The organism is Halioxenophilus aromaticivorans (assembly GCF_042850945.1).
GTDB classification, from domain to species: domain Bacteria; phylum Pseudomonadota; class Gammaproteobacteria; order Pseudomonadales; family Cellvibrionaceae; genus Halioxenophilus; species Halioxenophilus aromaticivorans.
The window spans coordinates 4,031,701-4,056,730 of the sequence record NZ_AP031496.1; the positions used below are offsets into that span (position 1 = coordinate 4,031,701).

A 25,030-nucleotide genomic window follows, 5' to 3' on the forward strand; every position below is an offset into this window, starting at 1 on the left:
GATAAACAATATCAACAATACGCCACGAAAAGGGCTAAATATTGTGTTCTGATGACAGCGCGATTGAGAGCCAACGTCATTTTTTACATCAAGCAGCAAACCACACAAATTAGAAATCGTGTTTATTTTATTTTGATTCAATGAAACGGCTCCCACAGGTAAACGCCCTACCCTAAAATACGTTTATTTACCCTTGAATACCGGCTTGCGTCGCTCACGAAACGCGTTAATAGCTTCTTGGTGATCCTGCGTTTGACCAGCGATGTGCTCATAGGCCATTCCCGCATCCATCATGCTGTGAGCGAGCTGTTTTAATGGGATATTAATCACCTGCTTGGTCCACCGAACCGATTGCATTGGCATAGCCAATAACCGCTGGCAATACGCATCAACTTCAGCATTTAATGCTTCGGCCGGTACGGCTTGATGAATTAAACCCAACTCTTGTGCTTTGCTACCGCTGAGTATATCCCCAGTAAATAAGTAATGTTTGGCACGCGCATACCCCATTAATTGCGGCCAGATAACACTGCCACCGTCACCGGCAATCAGAGCAACATTATTGTGCGGATCACCAAATTTCGCCGTCTCGGTTGAGAAGGTAATATCAGCTAAGAATGACAACGTAGTACCCAAACCGATGGCATCGCCATTAACTTTGCAAATAACCGGCTTCTCACAATCCAGCAATGTATACACAAAGCGCTTGGCTTCTCGAATAGTACGATGCATTAATTCAGGGTTATCACGTAACTTTTGCATGTATTCCAAATCACCCCCGGCGGTAAATGCCCGGCCGGCACCGGTAACCACAATTATTTCACTGTCAAGGTCTTCGGCCGCATCAAAAAATACGCGCGACAACTCGCGGTGCCCGGTCTCACTAAAACAATTCAGCTTTTCTGGATTATTAAGAATAATATTGAGTATTTTGCCGTTGCGCTCGAACTTAAAAAATTCGTAACGACTGAAAAAATCATCTGACATGTAATATGCTCCGATAGAGGCCTTAACCTAAAACAAGTGCCGTTAATTATTATTAATCGGTAATTAAAGGGTTTCTTCCAACCCCATAACCAATGTCGCCTGACTGGACAGTGTACCGCCGTTGGCGTGAGAAACCGCCAGCTTAGCATTTGCTACCTGACGCCGACCCGCCTGAGAACGCAATTGCATGCAGTTTTCAACGATCGTAAACAAACCGTACATTCCCGGATGACAGCAAGATAAGCCTCCGCCATTAGTATTTACGGCCAGTGAGCCACCCGGCGCGATGCGGCCTCCAGACACAAAATCGCCACCTTCGCCCTTGGCACAAAAGCCCAAATCTTCAAGAAACAATATGGTGTTAATCGTAAACGCGTCGTAGACATTAACCACGTCCATATCGGCGGGCTTATAACCCGACAATGCGAACGCTCGCTGGCCGGACTCCGCCGCAGGCGTAACGGTTAAATCCTGCATCTGATCAACATTGGAATGCCAAACCGCCGCCGCGCCACCCAACACAAAAACCGGCTGCTTAACTAAATCTTTAGCTCGCTCTGATCGAGTCATAACAATGGCTGCTGCACCATCGGTAATTAAACAGCAATCGGTTTTAACTAATGGGTCTGAAATCACGCGAGCATTCATACAGTCGTCGATACTTAAATCGCCTTTACCATACATAAAGGCATCGGGATTCAGGTTGGCCCACTTTCTGGCAGCAACCGCGACCTCCGCCAAACTTTCACGACGGGTACCGTACTCGTGTATATGCCGAGCAGCGGCCAACGCATAAGATGAGAGCGGATTCATTGGGCGATACGGTTTCTCGTAAGGCGACGCCTGCCGCATAGAGACCAACCCACCAGCGCCTGTGCGTTGATTGCTGCCGTAGAGGATTAACGCCGTATCGATGTAACCCGCCTCAAGCATAATAGCGGCGGTAATCGCGTGAGATACAAACGCTGATCCTCCGGTTCTATTGTTATCGGTAAACCGTGGCCGTATACCTAAGTATTCAGCTGCCGATAAACCCGACAACGCATCGTCACCGGTACAAACAAATAAACCGTCTACGTCGGCTAAACGCAAATTGGCATCGGCTAGGGCAAGCTTGGCGGCATTGGCGGCTAAGTCCAGCGGTTTATAACCCGGCGCCTCACCCATACCAAAAGTGGCGGCACCAACAATGGCCGTATTGCCTCGCGGAAATGTTTCCATAATCTTCCTTACTGGTTTTTTCGGCAAGCAGGTTTGACACCAGCCAATTCGCACGCCGTTAATCCGCCAAATTGGGGTTAGCGGGACTTGGGCATCGCCAGGGCTTGCTCTGCTACCAACGAACGCTGCACCTCACTGGTGCCACCATAAATGGTCGTACCGATGGATTGTCGATAACCCAACTCCACATGCCCCAAACCCTGGTTGCTGGCAAAAATACTGTCGGGCGCGGTGAGATCCATAAGATCCAACGCGTCGGTCTGGTACATCTCACACGCAAAATATTTGGCCATTGGCCCCCAATAGCGGCTGTGTATTTTTTCTTGCAAAGCCCAAATCGCTCGTCGGCAAAGCACCGTAGATACTTCAAGATGGGTTTTGGCACGCGCTAAACGATCACAGGCATCGCGATCATTAAGCAGCGGTTGCCCTAAACGTTTGGCGTTTAATGCCCACTGCTCAGTAGCATGCACCATCGAAACGTGACCATGACGATACTGATCGGCTGCACCATGCTCCATCTCCAACGTACTGGCCATCACTTTCAAGCCGCCATCTAGAGGACCGATTAGATATTTGTCTTCCAGGTAAACATCGCTAAAATAAACGATATTCGTTCGCTCATCCTGCAACGTGTGCACAGCATGCACTTCTATCCCCGGGGACTGCATCGGCACCAAAAACACACTTAACCCGGCGTGCTTTGGTTTATCTGGATTGGTTCTGGCCAATAAGAAACAGTAATCGGCCAAGTTCGCTGCAGTGGTAAAAATTTTCTGTCCGTTGATCAACCAGCGGCCGTCTTTTTGTTTTTCAGCTTTAGTTTTAGCCGCAAAAACATCGCAACCACACGAAGGCTCGGTAAACCCCATACAGGCAAGAGATTCGCCACTACCAAAACGAGTCAACACCTCTTCTTTCACTTCATCACAGGCAAACAACATCAAAATCTGTGCTACCTGGTTGGTAATGGGTGCGGTGACGTGCTCCCAGCCATTGGCTTCTAGAACCGCTGTCATGGCTGCCAGATCATAGGCATCACGCTCTTGGCCTCCGTATTGTTTTGGCCAATGCGGAAACAGCAAACCATCACGGGCCAACTGCTTATTAAACGCTGGGTGAAACCCTGCCACCGAATGGTGAGCATGGGCTCGTAACTCGGGCGTCATATTGGTTTCAAAGTATGCGGCGACTTCAGCGCCAAACGCTTCGGCCCGTTCACCGAGGCTGAAGTCCAAGTCAATTTGGCCGGCATTGGGTAACGCCACGGAGACACCGTGCCAAAGTCGTTGTCCTATCTGATGCAATTCTTGCTGGGGATCCCCCAACGGTAAAACCGCCGATTTCGACTTGCGGTAGTACATTTGGATGTCGTATTCCAACGACACACCGTAACCACCAAAGGTACGCAAGGCACGCGTCATGGATTTCGAGGCCATCTGAGCGGCCCACCAATACGCCATGGACACGCTCGCGGCAGCGTCTACTCGGCCTTTGGCTATTGCCCAAGCGGCCCGCCAGGTTAATAACTGCGCGCCTTCTGTTTCCGTTATCGCATCGGCCAATGGGTGAGAAATACCCTGAAAGCTGCCTATAGGGCTACCAAACGCAAAACGCTCTTTGGAATAATCAGCCGCCATTTGCAAACCCTGGCGCGACAGCCCAGCCAAACGCGCTGCCGTTAACAATTTCCACTCCTCAATGGCGGCCTGAAACAGTTCGGCTGCCCGATTGCCTTCACACAACACCATCCGCTCACCGGCATCCTGCGGCAGTGTCAATTGCGCTATCGCATCAGACCCTAAATTGGCTTGCCGTTGTCGCGCGGCAAAGCCACTGCACAAAATAAGCTGCTCGCCATTAAGAATTAACACTGCATCAGCTATTAAACCTGCGGGCACCACTTGTTGTGGACACACCTGAACGTCGTGCAAGGCTAACGAAATAATCGCGCCATCAAAGACGCGCTCCAACCATTCCTGCGCAGCCGTATTATCGGTACTGGCTAAGCCCAATAAGCGGGTGGCAACTAAGATCTCAACAATCGGTGCAGCAGCGATGTAACGGCCCGCTTCCTCCGCAACCAACAAGGCATCCAATAACGAGCTTTCTAGCCCGCCTGCCTGTTGTGGAACCCGCAGCATCGCAATGCCAGCCGCAACAACCCGACGCCATAGAGCGGCGTCGATGCCTTCGGTTTCAGCCGCACGTAAACGCTCTGACGTGGACTCCGTGGAAAACAGTTTAGCCATGGATTCGCGCAACATGCGCTGTTCGTCGGACAAGTAAAGATTCATGCATTGTTATCCATGTACGAGTAATGGAACCCATGTTAAACTAACTATCCATCAGTTTTCAATACATATAAATCCGATGCTAATGGAGCAACGCCCATGCGCGAGTACCTACCTTTAACGTTAGGAGACACTCTGGAAGACAACGCCAGTCGCTTCTACGACCAACCGGCTTATGTGATGGAAGATCAGCTGTTGACCCACGGGCAATTGCTTACCGGGGCAAAAAAAATCGCCTCAGCCCTGGAAAAAGCCGGCGTTCGCCGCCAGGACAGAATCGGCATAGTGTCCATGAACTCTCTGCCTTTTACGCAAATTATGGCGGCCGGACAATGGAGCGGAATCATAGTCGCTACCGTTAACTTTCGCTTAGCGCCGCCGGAGATGGCGTACATCATCAACGACAGCTCGCCGCGTGTACTGTTTTTTGAAGCACAGTATTTGCCGATTATTGATCAATTACGGGATCAATTGCCCTCAGTGGAAATCTTCGTCTGTATAGGCGACAGCACAGATTGGTCGATCGGTTTCGAACAATTACTGGCCTGCGGTGACGACGAGGGTTCAACGTTTACAGCTCGAGAAGATGACATCGCATGCTTAATTTATACCAGCGGTACAACCGGCAAACCCAAAGGCTGTATTCTCGGCCAGCGTGAGATGCGCAACTCAGCCCAGTGCATGGCGACTGAAACCCGCTCCGGGCCAAGTGATCGAATTTTACTGGTAATGCCATTGTTCCATATCGGCGCTACCGCCATGCAACTGGGCACGCATTTTCGTGGCGGCTGTGTTGTGCTACACCGCCAATTTGACCCCGGCGCACTGCTGCACAGCGTTACCCACGATAACGTCAGCATATTGCATTTGGCTCCCACGCTGGTGCAAATGGTGCTCGATCACCCCGATATTGAAACCACGCACTTTACACGTGTCCATACCGTGGTTTACTCCGCCGCGGCCATGCCCCTACCGCTGCTTAAACGCGGTATCGAAAAACTCGGCAATATTTTCGTTAACCTATATGGCCAAACCGAAGTATTCAGCTCGGGCTTATTACGCGAGCAACATCGCCCCTACGGTACGGCACGAGAACAACAATGGCTAAGTTCGGTCGGGCAGCCGTTTCCCAATACTCGCATTCGAATTGTGGACGACAACGGTAGCGATTGCCCGATCGGCGAACCCGGGGAAATTGTTGTGCAATCGGTGGCTATGGCACGCGGATATTGGAATAACCATGCGGCCACTTTAGAAACTTTTCGCGATGGCTGGTGTTATTCCGGCGACGTCGGCAAGTTCGATGCGGATGGCATGCTCTACCTAATCGATCGAAAAAAAGACGTGATTATTTCCGGTGGCGAGAACATTTATTCTCGTGAAGTGGAAGACGCAGTGTTAACGCATCCGGCGATCAGTGAATGCGCCGTGATCGGCCTGCCGGATGAAAAATGGGGCGAAGCGGTCTGTGCGGTGGTGGTGTTTAAAGCCAATGAACAGCCGACCGAAACAGAAATAATCGAACACACCCGTAAACAGATAGCCAGCTATAAAAAACCACGATCCGTTATTGCTGTGGATCACATTACCAAAATGCCTACCGGTAAAATTGATAAGAAAGCGTTGCGAGCTCTATTACAGAGCTGACAAGCCGTAAACTACAGGAAACCACTATGAATGAAGCATGGATCATTGACGCCGCTCGCACCCCTCGCGCCATTGGCAAGGTGGGTAAAGGGGCGTTAGCCGATATACACCCCCAACACGTTTTATCAACCGTGCTCAAGTTTTTAGCCGAGCGTAATGACCTCAATACAGCCGACATAGACGATGTAATTGTAGGCTGCTCGGCCCAAATCGGCACCCAATCCAGTGACATCGCGCGCATGGCTGCATTAGACGCAGGCTTTAGCATTAACGCATCGGGCATCACAGTTGATCGCTTTTGCGGTTCCGGTATTAGCGCGACCAACATAGGTGCTGCGAGCATCATGGCCGGTATGGAAGATTTGGTTGTTACCGGTGGCGTAGAAATGATGTCGATGTGCGTGCCTAAGGTAATGGCGCAACCTACGGATGTCTGGAACCTTCGCCTGCGCGAACAATACCCAATGACCAACGTTGGCATAATGGCTGATCTTATCGCCAACGAAGAGGGCTTCAGCCGCGAAGCGCTTGATCGCTTCGGCGCAGAGTCTCAACGACGGGCTCATGTTGCGATTACGCAAGGCCGCTTCGATCGCAGTTTGGTTCCTGTCTATCGGCAAGACGGTAGCCTAGCATTAGACCAGGAAGAGTACCCCAGACCCAGTACCACCTACGAAACATTGGCGCAGATGGAACCCACCTTTGGGATGGTTATGGATTTACCATTCTTCGATTCCGGGGTCACGTTTCGTCAATTGATCGAACAACATTGGCCCGGTGTTAAAATAGATCACCGACACCACGCCGGCACCTCTTCAGGCGTAGTAGACGGGGCCGGCGCGCTGATTTTGGCGTCACCCCAATACGCTAAAGCTAACAACCTTAAACCACGGGCACGCATTCGAGCCATGGCGAACATGGGCCACAAACCGGAATACATTCTCAATGCTCCCGTCGATGCCGCCCGCAAAGTACTGTCAAAAGCGGGCATGAGCACCCGTGATATTGATCTATTCGAAATCAACGAAGCCTTTGCGGTGGTTGCATTAAAGTACATGCGCGACTTAAACCTCGACCCATCAAGGGTAAATATCAACGGCGGCGCTATCGCCATGGGTCACCCCGTTGGCGCTACCGGCGCCATGTTAATCGGTACCGCGCTAGACGAACTGGAACGGCAGGACAAATCCTTAGCACTTATCACGATGTGTGCAGCCGGTGGCATGGCACCAGCCATTATCATTGAAAGGCTGTAATCGACAACACCGGCACGTGCGATCTTGAGTAACAGAACTGGCCATAACGGACAGTATAATCTACTTGATTGGGTTGGCTTCCAGGCAGGCCAACCCAACACGCACCTGGCGCCACCAGTGCCCCGCAACACCGCTCGTTAAAACACGACCCTAAACACCCCATCCAGGGCGTCGCGTTGTGCTATACCGTAAACCACCATCACACCGGTTAAATGCCGCAAACGGTATAACTTGCGCGGCTTTTTAGTAAAGCTGGTAAAGCGACAAAACGGTTAATGATGACCACCGTGAGGGTCAAATAGACTTTGGCCTAAGGCCAGTTAACATTAATCTGATGCCACTGCTGGCGGCGATTTTTTCGCTCAACTAGACGCTAAACGAGAAACACAGTGGGCCTAGCTGAACGGTTTTCATCAACAATGAGTGAAAATACAGCTCCTGCCCGCTGGGATAAGCCTGAAAGTAGTGTCGTCGAGCCCCCACCAAAATGCGACCGTATATAGCTTGATAGCGCAGCTTGCCATTAGGTAATTTATAACGCCCAAGACGTTATAAAAATAAAGGCTCAAGTATGATCTACGACTACATTATTGTTGGCGCCGGCTCGGCAGGATGTGTGCTGGCAGACGCCCTCAGTGAAACCGGTAAACACCAAGTGTTAGTGATTGAGAGCGGGCCCAAAGACGACAGCTTTCTGCTTACTATGCCCCGGGGGATCGGAAAAATACTGCATCCGGAAAGCCCTTACGTTTGGCAATATGACGTCGACAAAGGGCTCGCCCAATTCACGCGTGGCGATAACAATAAAGAAACCTGGCTAAAAGGCCGTGTTCTGGGTGGCTCCAGTAGCATTAACGGTATGGTGTACGCCAGGGGGTTTGCCCATGACTACGACCAGTGGGAAACCCTAGGGTGCAACGGTTGGAATTGGCACAATCTACGACCGCACTTTATGGCCCACGAACAACATGAACTTGGTAGCAACAATGAACGCGGCGCCGACGGCCCATTGCGCATCACGGTGCACCCTAAAAACGATAACGGTCAAGCCGTCCGGCACCTAAGTGATGCCATTTTACACGCTATGGCAGACAACGGTATTACCACCACGGACGATACCAATGACAACGGCGGCGCAGGTTATCAACCCAGAACAATCTTCCAGGGTAAGCGCTGCAGTGCGGCGAAGGCATTTTTAAAACCGGCAATGCATCGGCATAATTTAACCGTAATGCACGATACTACCGTGCAAAAAATACTGTTCAACGAAAACCGCGCGATCGGTGTAGAACTGAAACACAACGGCAATATTATCCGTAAAGAAAGTCGCCGCGACATCATCCTGTCAGCCGGGGCCATTGAATCACCGAAACTGTTAATGCTATCGGGCATTGGTGATCGCGCGCATTTAACCGACCTGAAAATCCCGCTCGTACAACATGCGCCTGAAGTTGGCCAAAATCTGCAAGAGCATTTTTATATTCACACTCGATTTCGGGTCCGTAAAGGCAGCCTGAACAAAGCCTTCCAGGGTGTTGGATTAATCAAGAGCCTGTGCCGGTACCTATTAACGCACAAAGGCCCCTTCAGCCACGCCGCGCACGAACTGATCGCGTATAGCCGCAGCCAACCCAATATTACAAAGCCCGACTGCCAGATCGGTGTGGGTCTCTATTCACTGATTCCTCAAACATTCCCCCCACAACCCGATAAGTTTCCAGGGATCACCATCGGTGGCTACCCCTTACACCCAACCTCGAGAGGCCATTTACGGTTACAGTCAGCGCAACCCCAAGTGGCGCCAAAAATCCTGGCTAATTTTCTGAATACTGAAGACGATAAAAAGACCGCCGTCGCGCTGCTACGTCAAATCCGAAGTATTGCCCAACAATCTGCACTGGCTGATCATATCGAGGAAGAACTCAACCCTGGTGTCAACGCCACCAGCGATGAACAGTTATTGGCCTACTACCAAAACTATGGTGGCACGGCTTATCATGTAGCCGGTACTTGCCGAATGGGCAGTGATCCAGGTGCAGTGGTGGATACTCGCACTAAGGTATGCGGTGTGGAGGGTTTACGGGTCGTGGATACGTCGATTTTTCCGCGCTTACCATCGGGTAACACCAATGCGCCAACCATGGCCGTAGCACGCTTTGCGTCCAGCCTGATTCTGGCAGACGCTCGGTAATTTTGAATAGGGTAGGCACCCGGTTCAATGAACCGAGTGCACGCTTTGGGATCAACCAGCGTGAAAGCTAATGCTTTTGGTTTGACAAAAATCCAGCAGTCCGTGACGGCCTAATTCCCGACCAAAACCAGATCGTTTATAACCACCAAAAGGCGCCGAAGATAACATCGTGCCAGCGCCACCGTTGATAGAGACACCGCCGGTCCGCAATTGCAATGCCATGCGATACGCTTGCCCAACATCCTGGGAATAAATCATTCCGCCCAGCCCAAAATTTGACTCATTTGCCAACTCCACTGCTTCATCGTCACTATCGAAACCAATCACAACACCTACTGGCCCGAAAATTTCTTCTTGAGCAATAAGCGATTGGTTGTCGACATTATCGAATAACGTTGGATTAACATAAAAGCCTGTAGCCAAATCACTCGGGCGATCACCGCCAAACACCAGCGTTGCTCCACTATCGATGCCTGCGGCTATGTATTGCTCAACGCGTTGCGCGGCAGTCTCTCTAATTAACGGCCCCATCGTGACATCGGGCTGTTGCGGATTACCCACCTTAATGTGGGCAGACATTTGTTGTAACATCGCAACGTATTGCGCGCGCGCATCGTTGTGCACGAGGTGACGGGTCGTGAGCGCACAGCCCTGACCAGCCTGCAACGTAAAGCTCATCAACCCGGCCTGTGCTGCTTTTTGCAAATCGGCATCGCGCCTTATAATCAAAGCCGATTTGCCACCCAGCTCCATATGCAAGCGTTTTAACGTTGCGGATGCTTGGCTCATAATTTTCGCACCGACTACATCCGAGCCAGTAAAGCTAACCATATCGATACGGGCATCTGTAGTGATCCGCTCTGCCAACCAAAGATCACCATTGATGATATTCAACACGCCCGCGGGCAACTCACTGTGTTCGGCCGCTTCGCCCAGCACCAGCGCTTGCAATGGCGTGTAGGGTGAGGGCTTTAAAATCACCGTATTGCCGGTTACCAACCCATGAAACACTTTGACAATATTGAGGAAAAAGGGAAAGTTGTACGCGGTAATAGCCGACACCACACCGACCGGCTCGTAAACAAGTTGCCCACCACCCAGCACCGTCGTACCATCCATGGCTTGTGACAGTTCCATAGGAACGGATTCTGGCTCCAGTCGCAGCGCCTCTTCAAGTAGATTGTGCGCATGCTTCATACTGGTATCAAAATGTAGCGCCGCCGCAATCATCTGAGTCGCACCACATTCAGCAACGCACAAAGCAATAATGCGATCGCGTTGGGACATTAAATATTGATGAAATTTTCGTAACGATTCGACACGGCTCATGCGCGATCGCTGTGACCATAGGCCACTATCGAACGCTTGCCGTGCACTGGCAATCGCTAATTCCACTTCATTTTCGCCGGCGATGGGAACTTCGCCGATAACAGATTCATCAGCGGGATTGATGACCTCCTGGCGCAATAACGAATGATCATTAACCCATTGCCCATTGACAAACAACTGATTACGAAGAAAACTTTCCATGGTGCATCGCCTCTTTTTTTATATATGGTCACAGCCGCTATACCATAATCGCGTTCGCACCATTTTAAAAACGACTTTGGGTCGCATTTTGGCCTACGCCGGTAGCCAACGCCAATAACCGGGTGGCCAGCAAAGCACTTTGGACTTCAACCTATGCCTAACCAACATCCGCCTCCCAAACCACGCAAAGCGCCCAAACAGAGCCGTTCACAGCACATGGTTAGCGCAATTTTAGATGCGTGTCTACGGATTCTGACCGACTACGGAGAGGAAGCACTCACACTGACGTTATTGGAAAAAATTTCCGGTGCCGGCAAAGGGTCCATATACCAATACTTCCCCAATCTTGAAGCCATCGTAGCGGCGCTTTATCAGCGTGAATGCCACCGAATGATCGATCAGGATTTACTGCGCTTAACCGCCGTCGATGAGCGTTGTAATAACAGCCTGGAATCACTTCTAGAAACCATGATTACACTCAGTGTAAAAGCCCACGACAGATTACGCCGTTTGCATTCGTCCTTTCACGAACGTTACAGCACGTATTTTGATATTGGAAAAATGTATGGCGAAGACTACGGCGTAATAAAGTTTGTCGAGGATATCTTTGTGCCTTTAGCACACAAAGAATACCCAGAAGCGACACTAGAAAGCCTAAGAGACGCCACCGTATTTGCATTACATGGGATGCAAAGTCAATATTTTACGGCGTTAGCGTTTTACCCAAACAAGATCTACGAACCCCACTTTTCACGCTACTTGGTAAAAACCGGATTATGGATTCTTAACGAGTCCCTAATGTACAAAGAGGAAGACACCGCCATACCCAGCGCCTGCGACCAACGCGCACCCCAACCGTCAAAGCGCGAAAACGATAATCGTAAAAGCGAAAACAGCGTACGGGGGCTTACCTAAGCTCCAATCTCGGTCTCACCCGAACAATTCGTTTGGGACTCAATCAATGCGCGGGGCCTAGCACCTATTTATATCCGCTCAATGATAATGGCGGGCGCCATACCGGCAGCGGTGCACATCGTCACTAAGCCTCGATGTAAGCCCCGCCGCTCTAATTCATCCAATACTGTACCGATTAACATCGCCCCGGTGGCTCCAATTGGGTGCCCCAAAGCAATTGCCCCGCCGTTAACATTGACTTTGTTGTAATCCAGTTCTAGGTCACGAACGCACTTCTCCACCACAACCGCGAAGGCTTCGTTGATTTCAAACAAATCGATATCCGCAACACACAGCCCAGCTTGGGCCAATACTTTTTCAATGGCCGGCCCCGGCGCGGTTAACATCAAACTGGGACTGTCGCCAGCGTTGGCCACAGCGATTACCCGCGCCCGCGGTGTAAGGCCATGCGCCCGGGCGAAATCAGAGGCGGCCAGCAAAAGCGCCGCCGAACCATCCACAACACCGGATGAGTTCCCCGCGTGATGAACGAAATTCATTTCCAACCCAGGGTATCGCTGTTGCACCAAACACCTTGCCGTGGTGCCTGATTCATCCATAGGATGATCCGCCATAGCCGCAAAAGCCGGGTCAAGCTGAGCCAGGCTTTCTCGACTGGTTTGTGGCCGCGGATTCTCATCACGCGCCAGCAGTAACTCTCCTTCAGCGTTGTATATCGACACTAGGGATTGATCAAAATACCGGTTTTGTATCGCCACTGCGGCACGTTGCTGACTGATAAATGCCAACTGGTCTAGGCTATCACGACCGATACCATCCAATGTAGCGATAACGTCGGCCGCAATCCCTTGATGAGTCATCGGGTGAAGCGCGCGTAATTCAAGGTTGCCCCGATCAACGAAGGGGGATTGGCTTTTACTAAAGCTCGGAAACAGCGACATCATCTCTGTACCACCGGCGACCAGGAGCTGTTCAAAACCCGCGCGAATACTCGCCGCCGCGAAATTTACTGCCGACAAACCCGAACCACAGAATCGGTTAATCGTAATTCCGCCACAGGTCGGTGCATAGCCCGCCGCCAAAGCAGACAGGCGCCCCAGATCTCCACTTTGCAGTCCGATTTGTGAATTCGTCCCCCAAATTACATCATCTATCTCGGCGCTATCCACACCACTGCGCGCAGCCAGAGCCGTCAGTATCGCGGCTGATAAATGCTGCGGATGCAGGCCCGCGAGGCCGCCCTTACCCTGTTTGCCAATCCCTCTGGGAGAACGACAGGCGTCTATTATCCAGGCTTCGTTCATCATGGTTCCTAATGGTGTTTTGTAGCGCGATGACGCTCAGAAGTCGCACTTAATGGGCTATCCAGCGATCAATGGCCACAAAGCCGGGCCGCCTGCGTTTATTACATTACGCCCTAAGCGTTCAGCCCAGTAATGGTCACTGCCCGCTTCTGCGCGCCATTGCCATAAACGTCGCGTTAACAGGTGCAACTCATGCTCTTGCGTGATACCGATGGCACCCAGTACCTGATGGGCGGCGCTGGCCGAAACTGTGGCAGCGCCACCGGTACAAATTTTTGCCACCGCGGCCGCGTGCGAGGCGTTAGTACAATCGCGCTGCTGACAAGCAAAAATAACGGCTGCTTGCGCCTGCGCTGTTTGCATGGCGATGTTGGCAACGTGATGCTGAATGGCCTGAAACTTACCAATAGTGCGACCAAATTGTTGGCGAGTATTGGCATAATCCACCGTCAATGCGAGCACTCGATCTAAAATGCCGCTGATCATAGCCGCACGAACAATCGCAAGGTCGGCCACTATATCCTGGCCCTGTAGAGCCGCACAGGCCGTGACGGGCTGGTGTTGCAGCGTCAGTGAAGCTGATGGAATACGAGCCAACGAATCCGCCTGCCGAAGACGTAAGTCTCCGGTGGCGACAACAAAAAGACATCGCTCCGTGTTCCGATGTGACTGACCAACCAGTGCATTGCACTGTGGCAACCAGGCTACCAGTTGGTCCTCTCCGGTAATCCGATTGTGATCGTCCAATTCAAACTCAGCGGTACTGATCGCAATGGGCCCTTCCGGTAAATCCAAACCAACCGCAGTCAGAGCACTGGCGCCGATGAGGGTTTCTGCCAAAGGTACCGGCGCGCCGTGCCAACCTAACGTACGCAACATGGGCAAGGTCTCTTGCCAACTGAGTCCCGCGCCAATATCTCCGCCGGCCAGAGCCAAAGCAGCCCCCTGCTGTTCAACAGCAGACCATATATCAATGATCGGCAAACCCGCCTCAATGGCCACCAGTTTTGCAGGGTCGACTTGTCGAGTGAATAATTTATCCAGCTGATCAGCCAGAAGGGTTCCTATGTGCGTCTCTTGGCTCATTTACAATTCGTCCTGTTTGATTGGGGTTCAGCGCAGGCCGAGCCCTCTGGCGATAATGCCGCACATGATTTCATTGGTACCGCCACGCAACGAAAAACTGGGAACGGACTGTGTTAAATACCCTTGTAACTGTGATAAATGGTCATCGCCGATCAACGGCGAGTTATCCAATAATTCACGTGTCATTTCCGGCAGGCGTTGTTCCATTGTTGTCCCCAACAACTTGGTAACAGCGGCCTCTTGTAACGGCGTTTTACCTTCACTTAGCTGACTTAAAATTGACAAAGACATCTCTCTTAGCACGGTAATTTCTGCGAACGCCTGCCCTATTTTTCGTGCCGCCAGACGATCATTGGTGTCGTCGGTCAGGGCGCTCACGGTGGCCGGTAACAAAGGAAACGAACTCAGATAGCGATCCGGGCCGCTGCGCTCGAAGGTTAATTCGGCATTGACCTGTGCCCAGCCATCGCCCTCCTCGCCCACTAAGTCTTCATCAGCAATCGAAACGTTATCGAACACAATCTCATTAAAATGTGATTCGCCCGTCATGTCTTGTATGGGGTTGATTTCTATCCCGCTGCTTTGCAAGTCAATTAAAAACTGAGACAAACCTTTGTGTTTTTGCTCAGGAGAACCACTGGAGCGAAATAAACCAATCATAAAATCGCATTCATTTGCGTAAGTGGTCCATATCTTACGACCGTTCAAACGCCACCCCCCGTCGATTTTTTCCGCACGCGAACGCAACGAGGCGAGATCTGAGCCACTGTCCGGCTCTGACAGACCAATACAAAAAGCCGATTCTCCAGCGGCTATTTTTGGAATCAACTTTTGCCTTTGCGCTTCAGTACCTACGCGTAAAATCAAGGGGCCACTTTGGCGATCCGCCACCCAGTGGGCGCCAACCGGTGCGCCCGCTGCCAGCATTTCTTCAACCACTACATAGCGCTCTACCACACTGCGCTCATGCCCCCCGTAGGCTTTGGGCCAAGTCATCCCAATCCAGCCCCGCTGGGCCACTGCCCGGCTAAACGCTCGATCAAACCCAGTCCAAGAGTGACCAACGTCCCAACCACTCCAGGTATTGCTGTAATCGGCCAAAAACGCCCTTACCTCTTCTCTCAACGCCTGACATTGGTCGGGTATTACAAATGGCGGAAAGCGAAATGGGGAGGAGTTCATTAAATGGCTCCCTGATGACGCAATTGTTCAATCTGAGTATCGTCCTGAGCCAACCATTCGCGCAGTACCTCCGAAGTATGTTCTCCTATCTGCGGTGGCGGTAATCGATAGCTTGCCGGAGTCTCGCTAAAACGCATGGGGCTGGCTGCGCTTTTCACCTCACCCACCACGGGGTGTTGCTGACTGACAATGAGTTGTCGGGCCAGTACCTGAGGGTCTTGAGCCAGATCGGCCATTTCATTAATCGGTCCACAGGAAACCGTACCGTCGTTCATGATCTTTACCCACTCATCTTTTCCTTTACCTTTAAGCGCGCGGGTGACCAATTGCCGCAGGTCTTCTCGGTGAGCAACGCGCGCGCCCATGGTCGCGTAGCGTTCGTCGTCTGCCCACTCGGCATGCCCCAATACCTCGGCAAGACGGCCAAATTCTCGATCGTTGAACGTCGCAATTAGAATGTGACCATCGTCCACCTCAAACACGCCATAGGGCGCAGCACTGGGGTGGTCATTACCAGTACGCCCCAGGGCGACATTGCCATTAAACCAACCAGAGAAAGTATTCAGCATGGCTGATAATTGCGCCTCGAACAGAGACACATCCACCTGCTGCCCTTGTCCAGTACTGTGACGATGGTTAACCGCCGACAACACGCCGATGGTGGCAAACAAACCCGCTGTAATATCAGCAATAGGCACGCCCACACGCATTGGGCCATCGCCGGCAACACCGTCGTGATGCCCGGTAACAGACATTAACCCAGCCATCGCTTGCACCAAATAATCGTAGCCGGACCGATGAGCATAGGGGCCTGTCTGACCAAAGCCTGTGACCGAACAATAAATTAAACCGGGGTTTACCGAGCGTAATTGCTCATAACCCAAACCGTATTTATCTAAAGTTCCGGTGCGGTAGTTTTCCAACAATATATCCGCTTTAGAGGCCAATTGACGCAGCAACGCTGCACCTTCTGGTTGGGAAAAATCAACAGCGATCGACCGCTTATTACGGTTTACCGCTTGAAAATAAGTCGAATCGCCAACGCGATCAGTGCCATCATCTTGCTTCAACCACGGAGGGCCAACACGACGGCAATCGTCGCCTTCGCCTTTGCGTTCGACCTTAACGACTTCGGCTCCTAAATCGCCCAGAATTTGACCTGCGTACGGGCCGGCTACTACTCGTGTCATATCCAATACGCGTAAACCGCTCAGCGGGCCTGACTTTTTACTCATGACGTTCTACTCAATATGGTTTCAATAAAGTGGCGTATACACACTGCACGAGAGCAATACCAAGCGCCGAACCTAGGTTGGTAATCGCAAAACAGCTTTCGCAAGAATATCCCGCTGCACCTCGTTGGCTCCTGCAAAAATTGTCACTGGGCGAGCCATCATATACTGCCAGTGTAAGTCTGTTAGCGTATCGCCAATGACCGTATCACCCACTACGCCGCCCCACTCCGCCGCCGCTTGAACATTAAACTCAGTTACCCGTTGCAACAGTTCAGACGCGTACAGTTTTAACATGGAAACCTCAGGCCCAGGCTCACGCCCACTGTCTGAAATTTGATTACAAATACGAGTGTATAAAAGCTTGTAATCGTGGAGATCAGCACACAATTCGGCATAACGATCACGCGCGCCACAATCAACGTCTAACTCTCGCAACTCGATCAATTGGCGTGACAACTCAAGAGCTTTGGATACCAATGCCGGGCTGCCAATCCACACACGCTCGTAGCCCAACAGTGATTTGGCAACACGCCACCCCTGATCAATCTCCCCCACCAAATTGGTTTTCGGCACCGGTACATCATCAAAAAACACCTCACAGAACTCATCTTCTCCCGCTAAATTATTAATCGGACGAATCGTAATGCCTGGTGTGTTAAGGTCGATTAAGAGAAAGCTAATGCCCTGCTGTTTTTTCTCAAATTTTCCGGTGCGAACCAACGTGAAAATATGAGTCGCGTCGTTGGCATGGGTCGTCCAGATTTTTTGCCCGTTAACGACAAAATCATCGCCTTGCAGCACGGCAGAGCAACGTAGGCTGGCCAGGTCAGATCCGGCGTTGGGTTCCGAATAGCCCTGGCACCAAATGTGTTCGCAATTCAATATTTTTGGCAAGTAAAGCTGTTGTTGTTGTTCATTGCCCAACAAAATCAGCGTCGGCCCCAACTGGGAATCACCCAAATCAATAACCCGCGCAACCCCCGCATGTTCCAATTCTTCGTGATAAATTAATTGTTTGCGAAACGATAAACCCATACCGCCAAAATGACGAGGCCAAGCCGGCGCACGCCAACCGTTATCGTTTAAAATACGCAACCACTGCTTTTGCTCTGGGCCACGTAAACGGCGAAATGGCCGATGAAAATCCTGTCGCCATTCTCGTGGAAAATTCGCCTGTAAAAATAGTCGCAATTGTTGCCGAAATTCTTCATCGCTTAGCTGATTCCGATCGTCGTGGCGACTCGACCAGTTTGAGTCAGTCATTGCAGGCCTCCATTAACAGATCACGCTGACCACTACGGGCCAGAAAAAGACGTCGCATGGCCGCTGGGGCACCCAACCAACTGCTGTATTGCATCGCGGCTCGCAGGTACAGACCGATAGCACATTCCTCCGTAAAACCCATCGCGCCATGCAACTGCACGGCCGTACGCCCAGTCGTTAGGGCGACATCACCGGATCGCGCTTTCGCCGCATACACACAAGCCAAGCTTTCAGGTTGTTTAGCAACACTGACTTCGGCTGCAGCAAACCGCCACACAGCATCGGACAATTCCACCCCCACCAGCATGTCGGCACAGCGATGTGAAACGGACTGAAACGCGCTGAGCGTGCGATTAAATTGTGTGCGTTGCGAGACGTAATCGGTGGTGGCCAATAAGCAGCCGCGAGCAATGCCTGATAATTGCGCCGAAGCGGCTACGCGAGCCCATGCCACCGCACGCATAATAGCCGCATCGGCCACCGCCCCTACTAATAAAGGAGGTGCCATTGGAACAGCGCCGTCTAACTGGATATCCGCGTAGTGCCCCTGGGCCGTCGCCAATCGCTGATAACGCACGCCGGCAGCCTCGACCGCCAAAGCGACAATCACTGTACCTTCGTTACTCTCTGCGGCGACTAAGACAATACCGTCGTCTTCCAAAGCACTTACAAAACGTTTGCGGCCGGTTATTGTTGCGCCGTCCCAACGTGTGGCATAGGTGGCACTATCCGCTTCTCCGGCCTGCTCCTGCCAAGCCAAGGTTAGATAGCGGTTTCCGCACACCAGACCTTCAGCGAGTTCGAACGCCACAGGCTCGGTTGATTCAGCAAGCACCGCCGAAGGCATGAGTGCACCGGCAATATAGGGTTCAGCAAACAGTTTGCGCCCAAACACTTCGCACAGTACTGCGGCTGCGTCGACGGACATCCCCATGCCGCTATGGGATTCTGGTAAAGCCACCCCCAACCAACCAAGCTCGGCTATGGCCGCCCAAAGTTTGCGGTCACGTAGCACCGGCGTACCAATGCGCCCCGTTTGCGAATCGTTGTGTACTTGGGCCGATAGAAAATCCTCTGCGCTGTCACGCAACATACTGAAAATTTCGTCACTCATGTCAAACGCTCACACTGCGATCGTGAAACCACCGTTGACAGATAACACCTGCCCGGTGATGTAAGAAGCCCCTTCCGAAAGCATAAAACAAACAGGAACCGCCACTTCTTCGGGTGACGACCAACGCCCCATGGGGATCTGTGCTTTGTAATTTTCCGCAAATCGCTCGTCGGTGCGAACCGTTTCAGTCATCGGTGTTTCTACTACACCAAAGCAAACGGCATTGGAGCGAATACCAAACCGCGCCCACTCTCTGGCAGCCGTCATCGTCATACCAAATAGCGCAGACTTAGCGGAGGCATAGTTAATTTGACCCATACTGCCTCGACGCCCGGCATCAGAAGAAATATTAACGATTGCCCCCGGGTTTTTATCGCCGTCTTTCGCACGTGCGAGCATGTGCCGCCCTACCGCCTGAATAAAATACATTGGGCCACTGACGTTAACATCCATCACCAGACTCCACTGAGCCTGGGTCATTTTGTCGATCATCGCCGGTCGAGTAACGCCGGCATTGTTGACCAACCCGTGAATCGCACCAAAGGATTCAACCCCTTGCGCTACCGCAGCTGTGGCGAATTCTGGGTCGGTTACATTCCCCACAACGGGTAAAAATTGATTGCCCAATTCAGCGGCTGCCGCTTCTAGCGTGTCACGGTTAAGGTCTACAGCCACGACAGCAGCGCCCTGCGATAGAGCCGTTTTACTGATTGCCAAACCGATACCCTGGCCGGCTCCAGTGATTAAAATGGTTTTACCTTCTAAGGACATGGGGTTATTCATAATCACTCCTGCAAGAAACTCGCCGCCCGATCACCTTAGCAGGCTCGACAGCTGATAGTATGTTAGCCGTAATGTATTAAGGTGCTCGTGCACGCAGCCTACGTTGTCAGATATCGAGCGGATCAAAAACGATGTGCAAACCCACTTCGGAATCGTCTGCAATTCTGGCCTTAACCGGCATCCCAATGACGACCTTGTCTGGCTCAATCCCTTCAACACGGCTCATCATTCGCGGCCCTTCTTTAAGATCAATCAGCGCAACGTTATAGTCTGTCTTGGGTGGCTTACAACGCACTACGGTAGTGGAATAAACAGTACCAAGCCCACTGGCTTCCACCCACTCAAGATCATCCACTCCTGTACCAGGAGCAATCACTCTGGGATAGAAAACATAACGCTTACTGCTGGCGCTGCACTGAATCATAAAACGCTGCTGTTCGAGAAATTGTTTGAACTCAACATCGGGATGGATAGCTGGCATGGTGTACTCCTGACGAAAAATACTGTTGCTTATTGGGAGCGCTAGCCCACACCAATAACTAACATTTTGTTAGTTTATTTGGGCACACCTATCGCGTCAAGCCGCAAAGCCAACCTGAATGGCCCCGCCACCTTATCGAACTCGGTAGATTGAATAATTATCCCTGCAACGAAAATAGCCCGTGACCAGCAAGGCACAGGCTAAATAACAACGCTAAACGAGACGTCTATTCTGCTGCGGCCGTTAACGGAATCGCCGTCCAGCCATGCTCGACATAAGAGCGCATATCTTGCAAAGGAATCACTCGGCCATCAGCCAGCTTCATAGAGCCTTCGCTGTGCGAGTGCAGGCCGTAATGCATAGTCGCCCCCGATTTGGTGAGGTAGCTGTAGTAGGTACGCGAAGCCGCCTCAATATCCATATCAATATCACCGTTAGCGTGCTTCATCGAAAAATGCCATTTAATCGGGACTCGAAGCCGAGTTTGCGGATCAACCCAGTATTCCAATTCGTCCATTTTTATATCGGCCTGGCCATTATTCATAAAAGAGACATCTTCGCCGTCCACCGTTACGTGCGCGTAGCTTTTGTTCATTTGCGGATAAGAGTAAATGAAAATTCTTACACGCTCGCTGGCCCACCATACCCAATAGTAGGTTTCGCCACGCAACACTCCGGCCAAGTCAAACGCTGGTTGGGTAAACTTTTCCTGACAACCGAACGACTTATCTTTGCGCAGCGTATACGTTTTACCTTCGTACTTAATCGTACCTTCAGCACACAAAGGATGCTCAAAGCCGGCAATATTGTTCGCCTCCAGTTTATCGTATGGGCCCTTATGATAGGCCGCTTCACCAATTCCGGTGAGCAAAAGGTCGAACTCTATACCCATGTGCTCACCCTTAATCTGCCAGTACGGAGGCCGACAGATATGCTGACGATTACCCAACGTCCAGGTTACGGCCTCATCGGTTTTCTCAATTTTGGCGGGGGTCCAATCATCGGTTGCCCAGGTTCGATTGCCCACAAACGGCGTATCGTTCATGCCCTTGGGTAAATCGTGGGGTGCGATTAATAACGTCGTTTGGCCTTTAAACGCGTCGTCCACTTGCCAGGGGCCATCTTTGCCACCGCCAACGCGCATGATGCAAGATACAAAAGAGACTTCATCCCCCTCCTCGGTCTCCCCCATAATCATAAAGCCGTTGTTTTCCAAATACGCCATTCCCTTAGGTAGCTTTTCACTAAAGCTCAGTTGCTCGTCCAAAGTCACGTTAGTTATTGGGGTTATTTCTGACACAATTAATTCTCCACACCATTTGGTTGTTATAGATTATTCAAAAGGAAAGCCCACGACTTTTCGTGGGCTCAGTGGGTCGAAATTAGTCTTTGCTGGCTACCGTATGTAGACCGGCAAGCTGTTGTAATATGTCGCCGAAAGTAACAACACCGTCGTGCTGAGAAGGCGGAATACCCGCTGCTTTTGACGTATCGGTATAGCCTAGGTACACGTGTTCGGCTTTGGCTCGCAACGCCCCAACCGTCGCATCGGCTTTTTCGATGTGCAAAAACGGGTCGAAGCTGTAGGCACGCATAGCGTTTAGGTGGGTGATTTTGTTAACCTCTTGCGCCGATATGGTCTTCATACTTTCCCACAATAACTCGGGCGATTTTGGCCAAGTGGAATCTGAATGAGGGTAATCACATTCCCACATCATGGTGTCAATACCAATGTCGTCACGTAATTTAACCGCCACCGGGTCTTCAATAAAACAGTTAAAGCAGTGTTTACGAAATACTTCGCTGGGCTTTAAGCCACCAAAGTTTTGATTGGTCCACACGTGATGGGCGTTAACAAAATCCGCTCGCTCCATAAAATGCGGTATCCAACCCGATCCGCCTTCAGATAACGAAAAACGAATGTCCGGGTATTTCCGCAAAATGGGCGAGAACGTTAGATCGCTGGCGGTTGAGTACAACGAGACTGGCATATTGGTCATAAACACATCCACCGGCGAATCCATAGAAGGAACAGCACCAGAAGGATCTGCGATGTGCATGCAGATATTAACGTTGTTATCGGCGCACGCCTTCCACAGCGGATCCCATTTTTCGCTTTGAATACTGGGTTGGCCCGTCATAGATGGATTGGGGGGAAAGGTAATAGCGTGGCACCCCAGCTTGGCAATACGCTTTACTTCTTCTGCGGCCAATACAGGGTCCCAAGTGGGCACAATACCCAGTGGTATAAACCGGCCAGGAGCAGCACCACACCATTCCAGTATATGCCAGTCATTCCATGTTTGAACAATCGCATACGCTAACGCTTTGTCTTTCACTTTTTCCAAATTCTGACCACACACACCCGGTACCGATGGAAAATTCAAGCTAGCCAAAATACCATTTGCATTCATGTCGTCTACGCGGGCCTGTACATTGTATGTTCCCTTACGCAGTTGCTCATAACTGGTGGGTTCCATACCGTATTCTTCCGGACGGCGGCCAGCAACCGCATTTAACGCCATGTTTGGAAAGCTGATGTCTTCTACTTTCCACAAGTCCTCACCCTGCGTGCCTTTAACAATCTTTGGCATCTGGTCTTTGTATTTGTCCGGCGCGTGTTTCTCAAATGCATCAGCTGGTTCGACTACGTGGTCGTCCACGCTGATAAGGATCATATCTTCCATCTTCATAGCTTTTGCACCTCGTGGGCTGGCTTTATCATTATAATCATTATGCTCCCCCGTCCCTCAGCGCTACTATCCAATAGGTTGAGAAAACAGGTTTACACCAAAAGTGACGATGTGTTAGTTTATTTGCCAAAAGTTACATCGTCAAGAGTGGATAACAAGATGCCTAACAATAGCCCGGCAAAACGCTGGAATAACGACCAGCAAACAACCATCAACGATTTGTTACGCCACGAAGTAACACAACGGCCAGACAGCCCATTCTTAGATTTTTTAGGGGAGTCTTACACGGTTGGAGAAATCGATCGCCAAGCCTGCGCCCTAGCAAACGGTCTAGCTTTGCTTGGTATTGTCAAAGGTATGACCGTCGCAACCTTACTCGATAACAGCGCCGAAGCCATATTTATTTGGTTGGCGATCAACAAACTGGGCGCTGTCAGCGTGCCGATCAATACCGCCTATAAAGGCGAATATCTTCGACACCAACTGGGTGACTCCGGCGCACGCATTATCATTGCTGAGAGCGACTACGCCGAAAGAGTTACTCAAATTACTGATACCTTGTCAGAAATGGACACGCTTATATACCGAGGTAAAGCACCCAACCTCGATAAAACGTTCGAGAAATCACTTCTTAGTTGGGAACAACTGAAAAGCGACAACTGCTCAGACCCGATGGTTGACGTCAAACCTGGCGACTTATCCATGCTGATATACACCGGGGGTACTACCGGACCATCAAAGGGCTGTATGGTCAGCCACAACTATGCCTGCAACTTAGCTCGAATGATCAGTGAAGGTACCGGCCGCACAGCGCAAACAGTGAGCTGGACAGCGCTGCCACTGTTTCACCTAAACGCGGTAGTAAATGTGTTGTGCGATTTAAAAGCCGGCGGTCGCATGGCGCTCTACCCCCGCTTCTCTGTGTCAAACTTTTGGCCTGAAATCGAACGCACTGGCGCAAACTACGCAACTCTACTTGGTTCAATGTTTCCCATGCTGATTACCGCTCCTGAGCACGACGCCATGCAGCGCTGCTACGGCCAGCTAAAAATTGTTGGCGGCGCGCCCTTTCCCGCAAAATTACAAGAAGCTTGGTTAGCCCGCTTTGGCGGTGAACATATGGTGTGCCCAGGCTTCGGGCTCACCGAGTGTTCTCTCGTCACATCGATACCATACGATGTACCTGCCAAGCCCGACAGCTCCGGTTTGCGTAACGACAGTTTTGACGTACGCATTGTTGATGATAAGGGTGAGGAAGTACCTGACGGCTCACCGGGCGAGGTAATCGTACGACCACTACGCCCCAACGTTATGTTCAAAGGCTACTGGCGGCGCCCAGAAGACACCATGAAAGTTTTGGAAAACCTGTGGTTTCATACTGGGGATATCGGTAAATTCGACGGAGACGGATATTTCTATTTTGTTGATCGCAAAAAAGATTACTTACGGCGCCGCGGTGAAAACATTTCCAGTTTTGAGGTCGAGTCTTCTTTCCGTCGCCACCCTGCCATTGAAGATGTCGCGGCCCACGCCGTCATATCCGACCTGGGCGAAGACGACTTAAAAGTCGCCGTTGTATTGCGCGCAGGCACAACCTTAAGTGAAAAAGAGCTGTGTTTATGGTCCGCTGAACATTTGCCCTATTTTGCCGTTCCCCGCTATATCGAATTGCGCCAACAGTTGCCCCGAAACCCGGTCGGCCGAGTATTGAAATACAAGCTACGGGAAGAAGGTGTTACACCCAACACGTGGGATCGTGAAAAATCGGATATCAACCTGAGAAAACGCTAGTAATAAACGCGCTTTTTTAACGCACGATAGACTCGGCCATAGAACCACACCTAACAA

The 25,030-nt window shown here is 51.1% G+C and carries 19 protein-coding genes; 5 read left to right on the forward strand and 14 right to left on the reverse strand.

From position 1 onward, the window contains the following. Positions 1–183: 183 nt before the first annotated feature. The 3 genes from ACGHM3_RS17300 to ACGHM3_RS17310 all read right to left on the reverse strand — a co-directional run bounded on the left by ACGHM3_RS17300 (position 184) and on the right by ACGHM3_RS17310 (position 4,505). The gene (locus tag ACGHM3_RS17300) at positions 184–987 is read right to left on the reverse strand and encodes an enoyl-CoA hydratase-related protein (protein WP_345425644.1); all 804 of its coding nucleotides are present in this window, start codon (positions 985–987) and stop codon (positions 184–186) included. A gap of 63 nt (positions 988–1,050) precedes the next feature. Beyond that, complete coding sequence (locus ACGHM3_RS17305; protein ID WP_345425647.1) at positions 1,051–2,208, reverse strand: acetyl-CoA acetyltransferase; 1,158 nt, start codon at positions 2,206–2,208, stop codon at positions 1,051–1,053. A 77-nt stretch (positions 2,209–2,285) separates the two neighbouring features. After that, a complete protein-coding gene (locus ACGHM3_RS17310) occupies positions 2,286–4,505 on the reverse strand; it encodes an acyl-CoA dehydrogenase (RefSeq protein ID WP_345425649.1) in 2,220 nt (739 codons plus the stop codon). A 96-nt stretch (positions 4,506–4,601) separates the two neighbouring features. Here ACGHM3_RS17310 and ACGHM3_RS17315 point away from each other — a divergent pair, with 96 nt between their 5' ends. The 3 genes from ACGHM3_RS17315 (at position 4,602) to ACGHM3_RS17325 (ending at position 9,596) form a co-directional block, all read left to right on the forward strand. Further along, on the forward strand, positions 4,602–6,149 hold the full coding sequence (locus tag ACGHM3_RS17315) for a long-chain-fatty-acid--CoA ligase (RefSeq protein WP_345425651.1): 1,548 nt from the start codon (positions 4,602–4,604) through the stop codon (positions 6,147–6,149). A 26-nt stretch (positions 6,150–6,175) separates the two neighbouring features. Then, positions 6,176–7,405 carry an acetyl-CoA C-acetyltransferase gene (locus ACGHM3_RS17320; RefSeq protein WP_345425653.1) on the forward strand — a complete coding sequence of 410 codons (1,230 nt, stop codon included), beginning with the start codon at positions 6,176–6,178 and terminating at the stop codon, positions 7,403–7,405. Between the two features lie 571 nt (positions 7,406–7,976). Then, entirely contained in the window at positions 7,977–9,596 is a 1,620-nt protein-coding gene (locus ACGHM3_RS17325) for a GMC family oxidoreductase N-terminal domain-containing protein (RefSeq protein WP_345425655.1), read from the forward strand. 51 nt (positions 9,597–9,647) lie between these two features. Here the strand turns inward: ACGHM3_RS17325 and ACGHM3_RS17330 are convergent, their stop codons facing one another. Next, positions 9,648–11,126, reverse strand: a complete 1,479-nt coding sequence (locus ACGHM3_RS17330) for an aldehyde dehydrogenase family protein (protein ID WP_345425658.1) — start codon at positions 11,124–11,126, stop codon at positions 9,648–9,650. A 153-nt stretch (positions 11,127–11,279) separates the two neighbouring features. On the opposite strand from ACGHM3_RS17330, the gene ACGHM3_RS17335 reads away from it, so the two are divergent. Continuing rightward, complete coding sequence (locus ACGHM3_RS17335; RefSeq protein ID WP_345425661.1) at positions 11,280–12,041, forward strand: TetR/AcrR family transcriptional regulator; 762 nt, start codon at positions 11,280–11,282, stop codon at positions 12,039–12,041. Between the two features lie 68 nt (positions 12,042–12,109). On the opposite strand, the gene ACGHM3_RS17340 is transcribed toward ACGHM3_RS17335, so the two are convergent. The 10 genes from ACGHM3_RS17340 to ACGHM3_RS17385 all read right to left on the reverse strand — a co-directional run bounded on the left by ACGHM3_RS17340 (position 12,110) and on the right by ACGHM3_RS17385 (position 23,182). Next, positions 12,110–13,348, reverse strand: coding sequence for an acetyl-CoA C-acetyltransferase (locus ACGHM3_RS17340; RefSeq protein WP_390517322.1), 1,239 nt, complete (start codon positions 13,346–13,348; stop codon positions 12,110–12,112). Positions 13,349–13,402: 54 nt separating this feature from the next. Beyond that, positions 13,403–14,431 carry an acyl-CoA dehydrogenase family protein gene (locus ACGHM3_RS17345; protein ID WP_345425667.1) on the reverse strand — a complete coding sequence of 343 codons (1,029 nt, stop codon included), beginning with the start codon at positions 14,429–14,431 and terminating at the stop codon, positions 13,403–13,405. A gap of 27 nt (positions 14,432–14,458) precedes the next feature. Beyond that, positions 14,459–15,613, reverse strand: coding sequence for an acyl-CoA dehydrogenase family protein (locus tag ACGHM3_RS17350; RefSeq protein WP_345425670.1), 1,155 nt, complete (start codon positions 15,611–15,613; stop codon positions 14,459–14,461). Beyond that, positions 15,613–16,848, reverse strand: a complete 1,236-nt coding sequence (locus tag ACGHM3_RS17355) for a CaiB/BaiF CoA-transferase family protein (protein ID WP_345425673.1) — start codon at positions 16,846–16,848, stop codon at positions 15,613–15,615. The genes ACGHM3_RS17350 and ACGHM3_RS17355 overlap by 1 nt, the downstream gene beginning before the upstream one ends. Positions 16,849–16,920: 72 nt before the next feature. Then, positions 16,921–18,111 carry an acyl-CoA dehydrogenase family protein gene (locus tag ACGHM3_RS17360; protein WP_345425676.1) on the reverse strand — a complete coding sequence of 397 codons (1,191 nt, stop codon included), beginning with the start codon at positions 18,109–18,111 and terminating at the stop codon, positions 16,921–16,923. Then, complete coding sequence (locus ACGHM3_RS17365; protein ID WP_345425679.1) at positions 18,104–19,225, reverse strand: acyl-CoA dehydrogenase family protein; 1,122 nt, start codon at positions 19,223–19,225, stop codon at positions 18,104–18,106. The genes ACGHM3_RS17360 and ACGHM3_RS17365 overlap by 8 nt, the downstream gene beginning before the upstream one ends. A 9-nt stretch (positions 19,226–19,234) precedes the next feature. Next, on the reverse strand, positions 19,235–20,008 hold the full coding sequence (locus ACGHM3_RS17370) for an SDR family NAD(P)-dependent oxidoreductase (RefSeq protein WP_345425682.1): 774 nt from the start codon (positions 20,006–20,008) through the stop codon (positions 19,235–19,237). A gap of 106 nt (positions 20,009–20,114) precedes the next feature. Continuing rightward, positions 20,115–20,489: an OB-fold domain-containing protein gene (locus ACGHM3_RS17375; protein WP_345425686.1), complete on the reverse strand. Its 375-nt coding sequence runs from the start codon at positions 20,487–20,489 to the stop codon at positions 20,115–20,117. Between the two features lie 226 nt (positions 20,490–20,715). Continuing rightward, entirely contained in the window at positions 20,716–21,789 is a 1,074-nt protein-coding gene (locus ACGHM3_RS17380) for a hypothetical protein (protein ID WP_345425689.1), read from the reverse strand. A gap of 82 nt (positions 21,790–21,871) precedes the next feature. Next, positions 21,872–23,182 carry an amidohydrolase family protein gene (locus tag ACGHM3_RS17385; protein WP_345425692.1) on the reverse strand — a complete coding sequence of 437 codons (1,311 nt, stop codon included), beginning with the start codon at positions 23,180–23,182 and terminating at the stop codon, positions 21,872–21,874. A gap of 159 nt (positions 23,183–23,341) precedes the next feature. On the opposite strand from ACGHM3_RS17385, the gene ACGHM3_RS17390 reads away from it, so the two are divergent. Beyond that, positions 23,342–24,973, forward strand: a complete 1,632-nt coding sequence (locus tag ACGHM3_RS17390) for an AMP-binding protein (RefSeq protein WP_345425695.1) — start codon at positions 23,342–23,344, stop codon at positions 24,971–24,973. Positions 24,974–25,030: the final 57 nt, after the last annotated feature.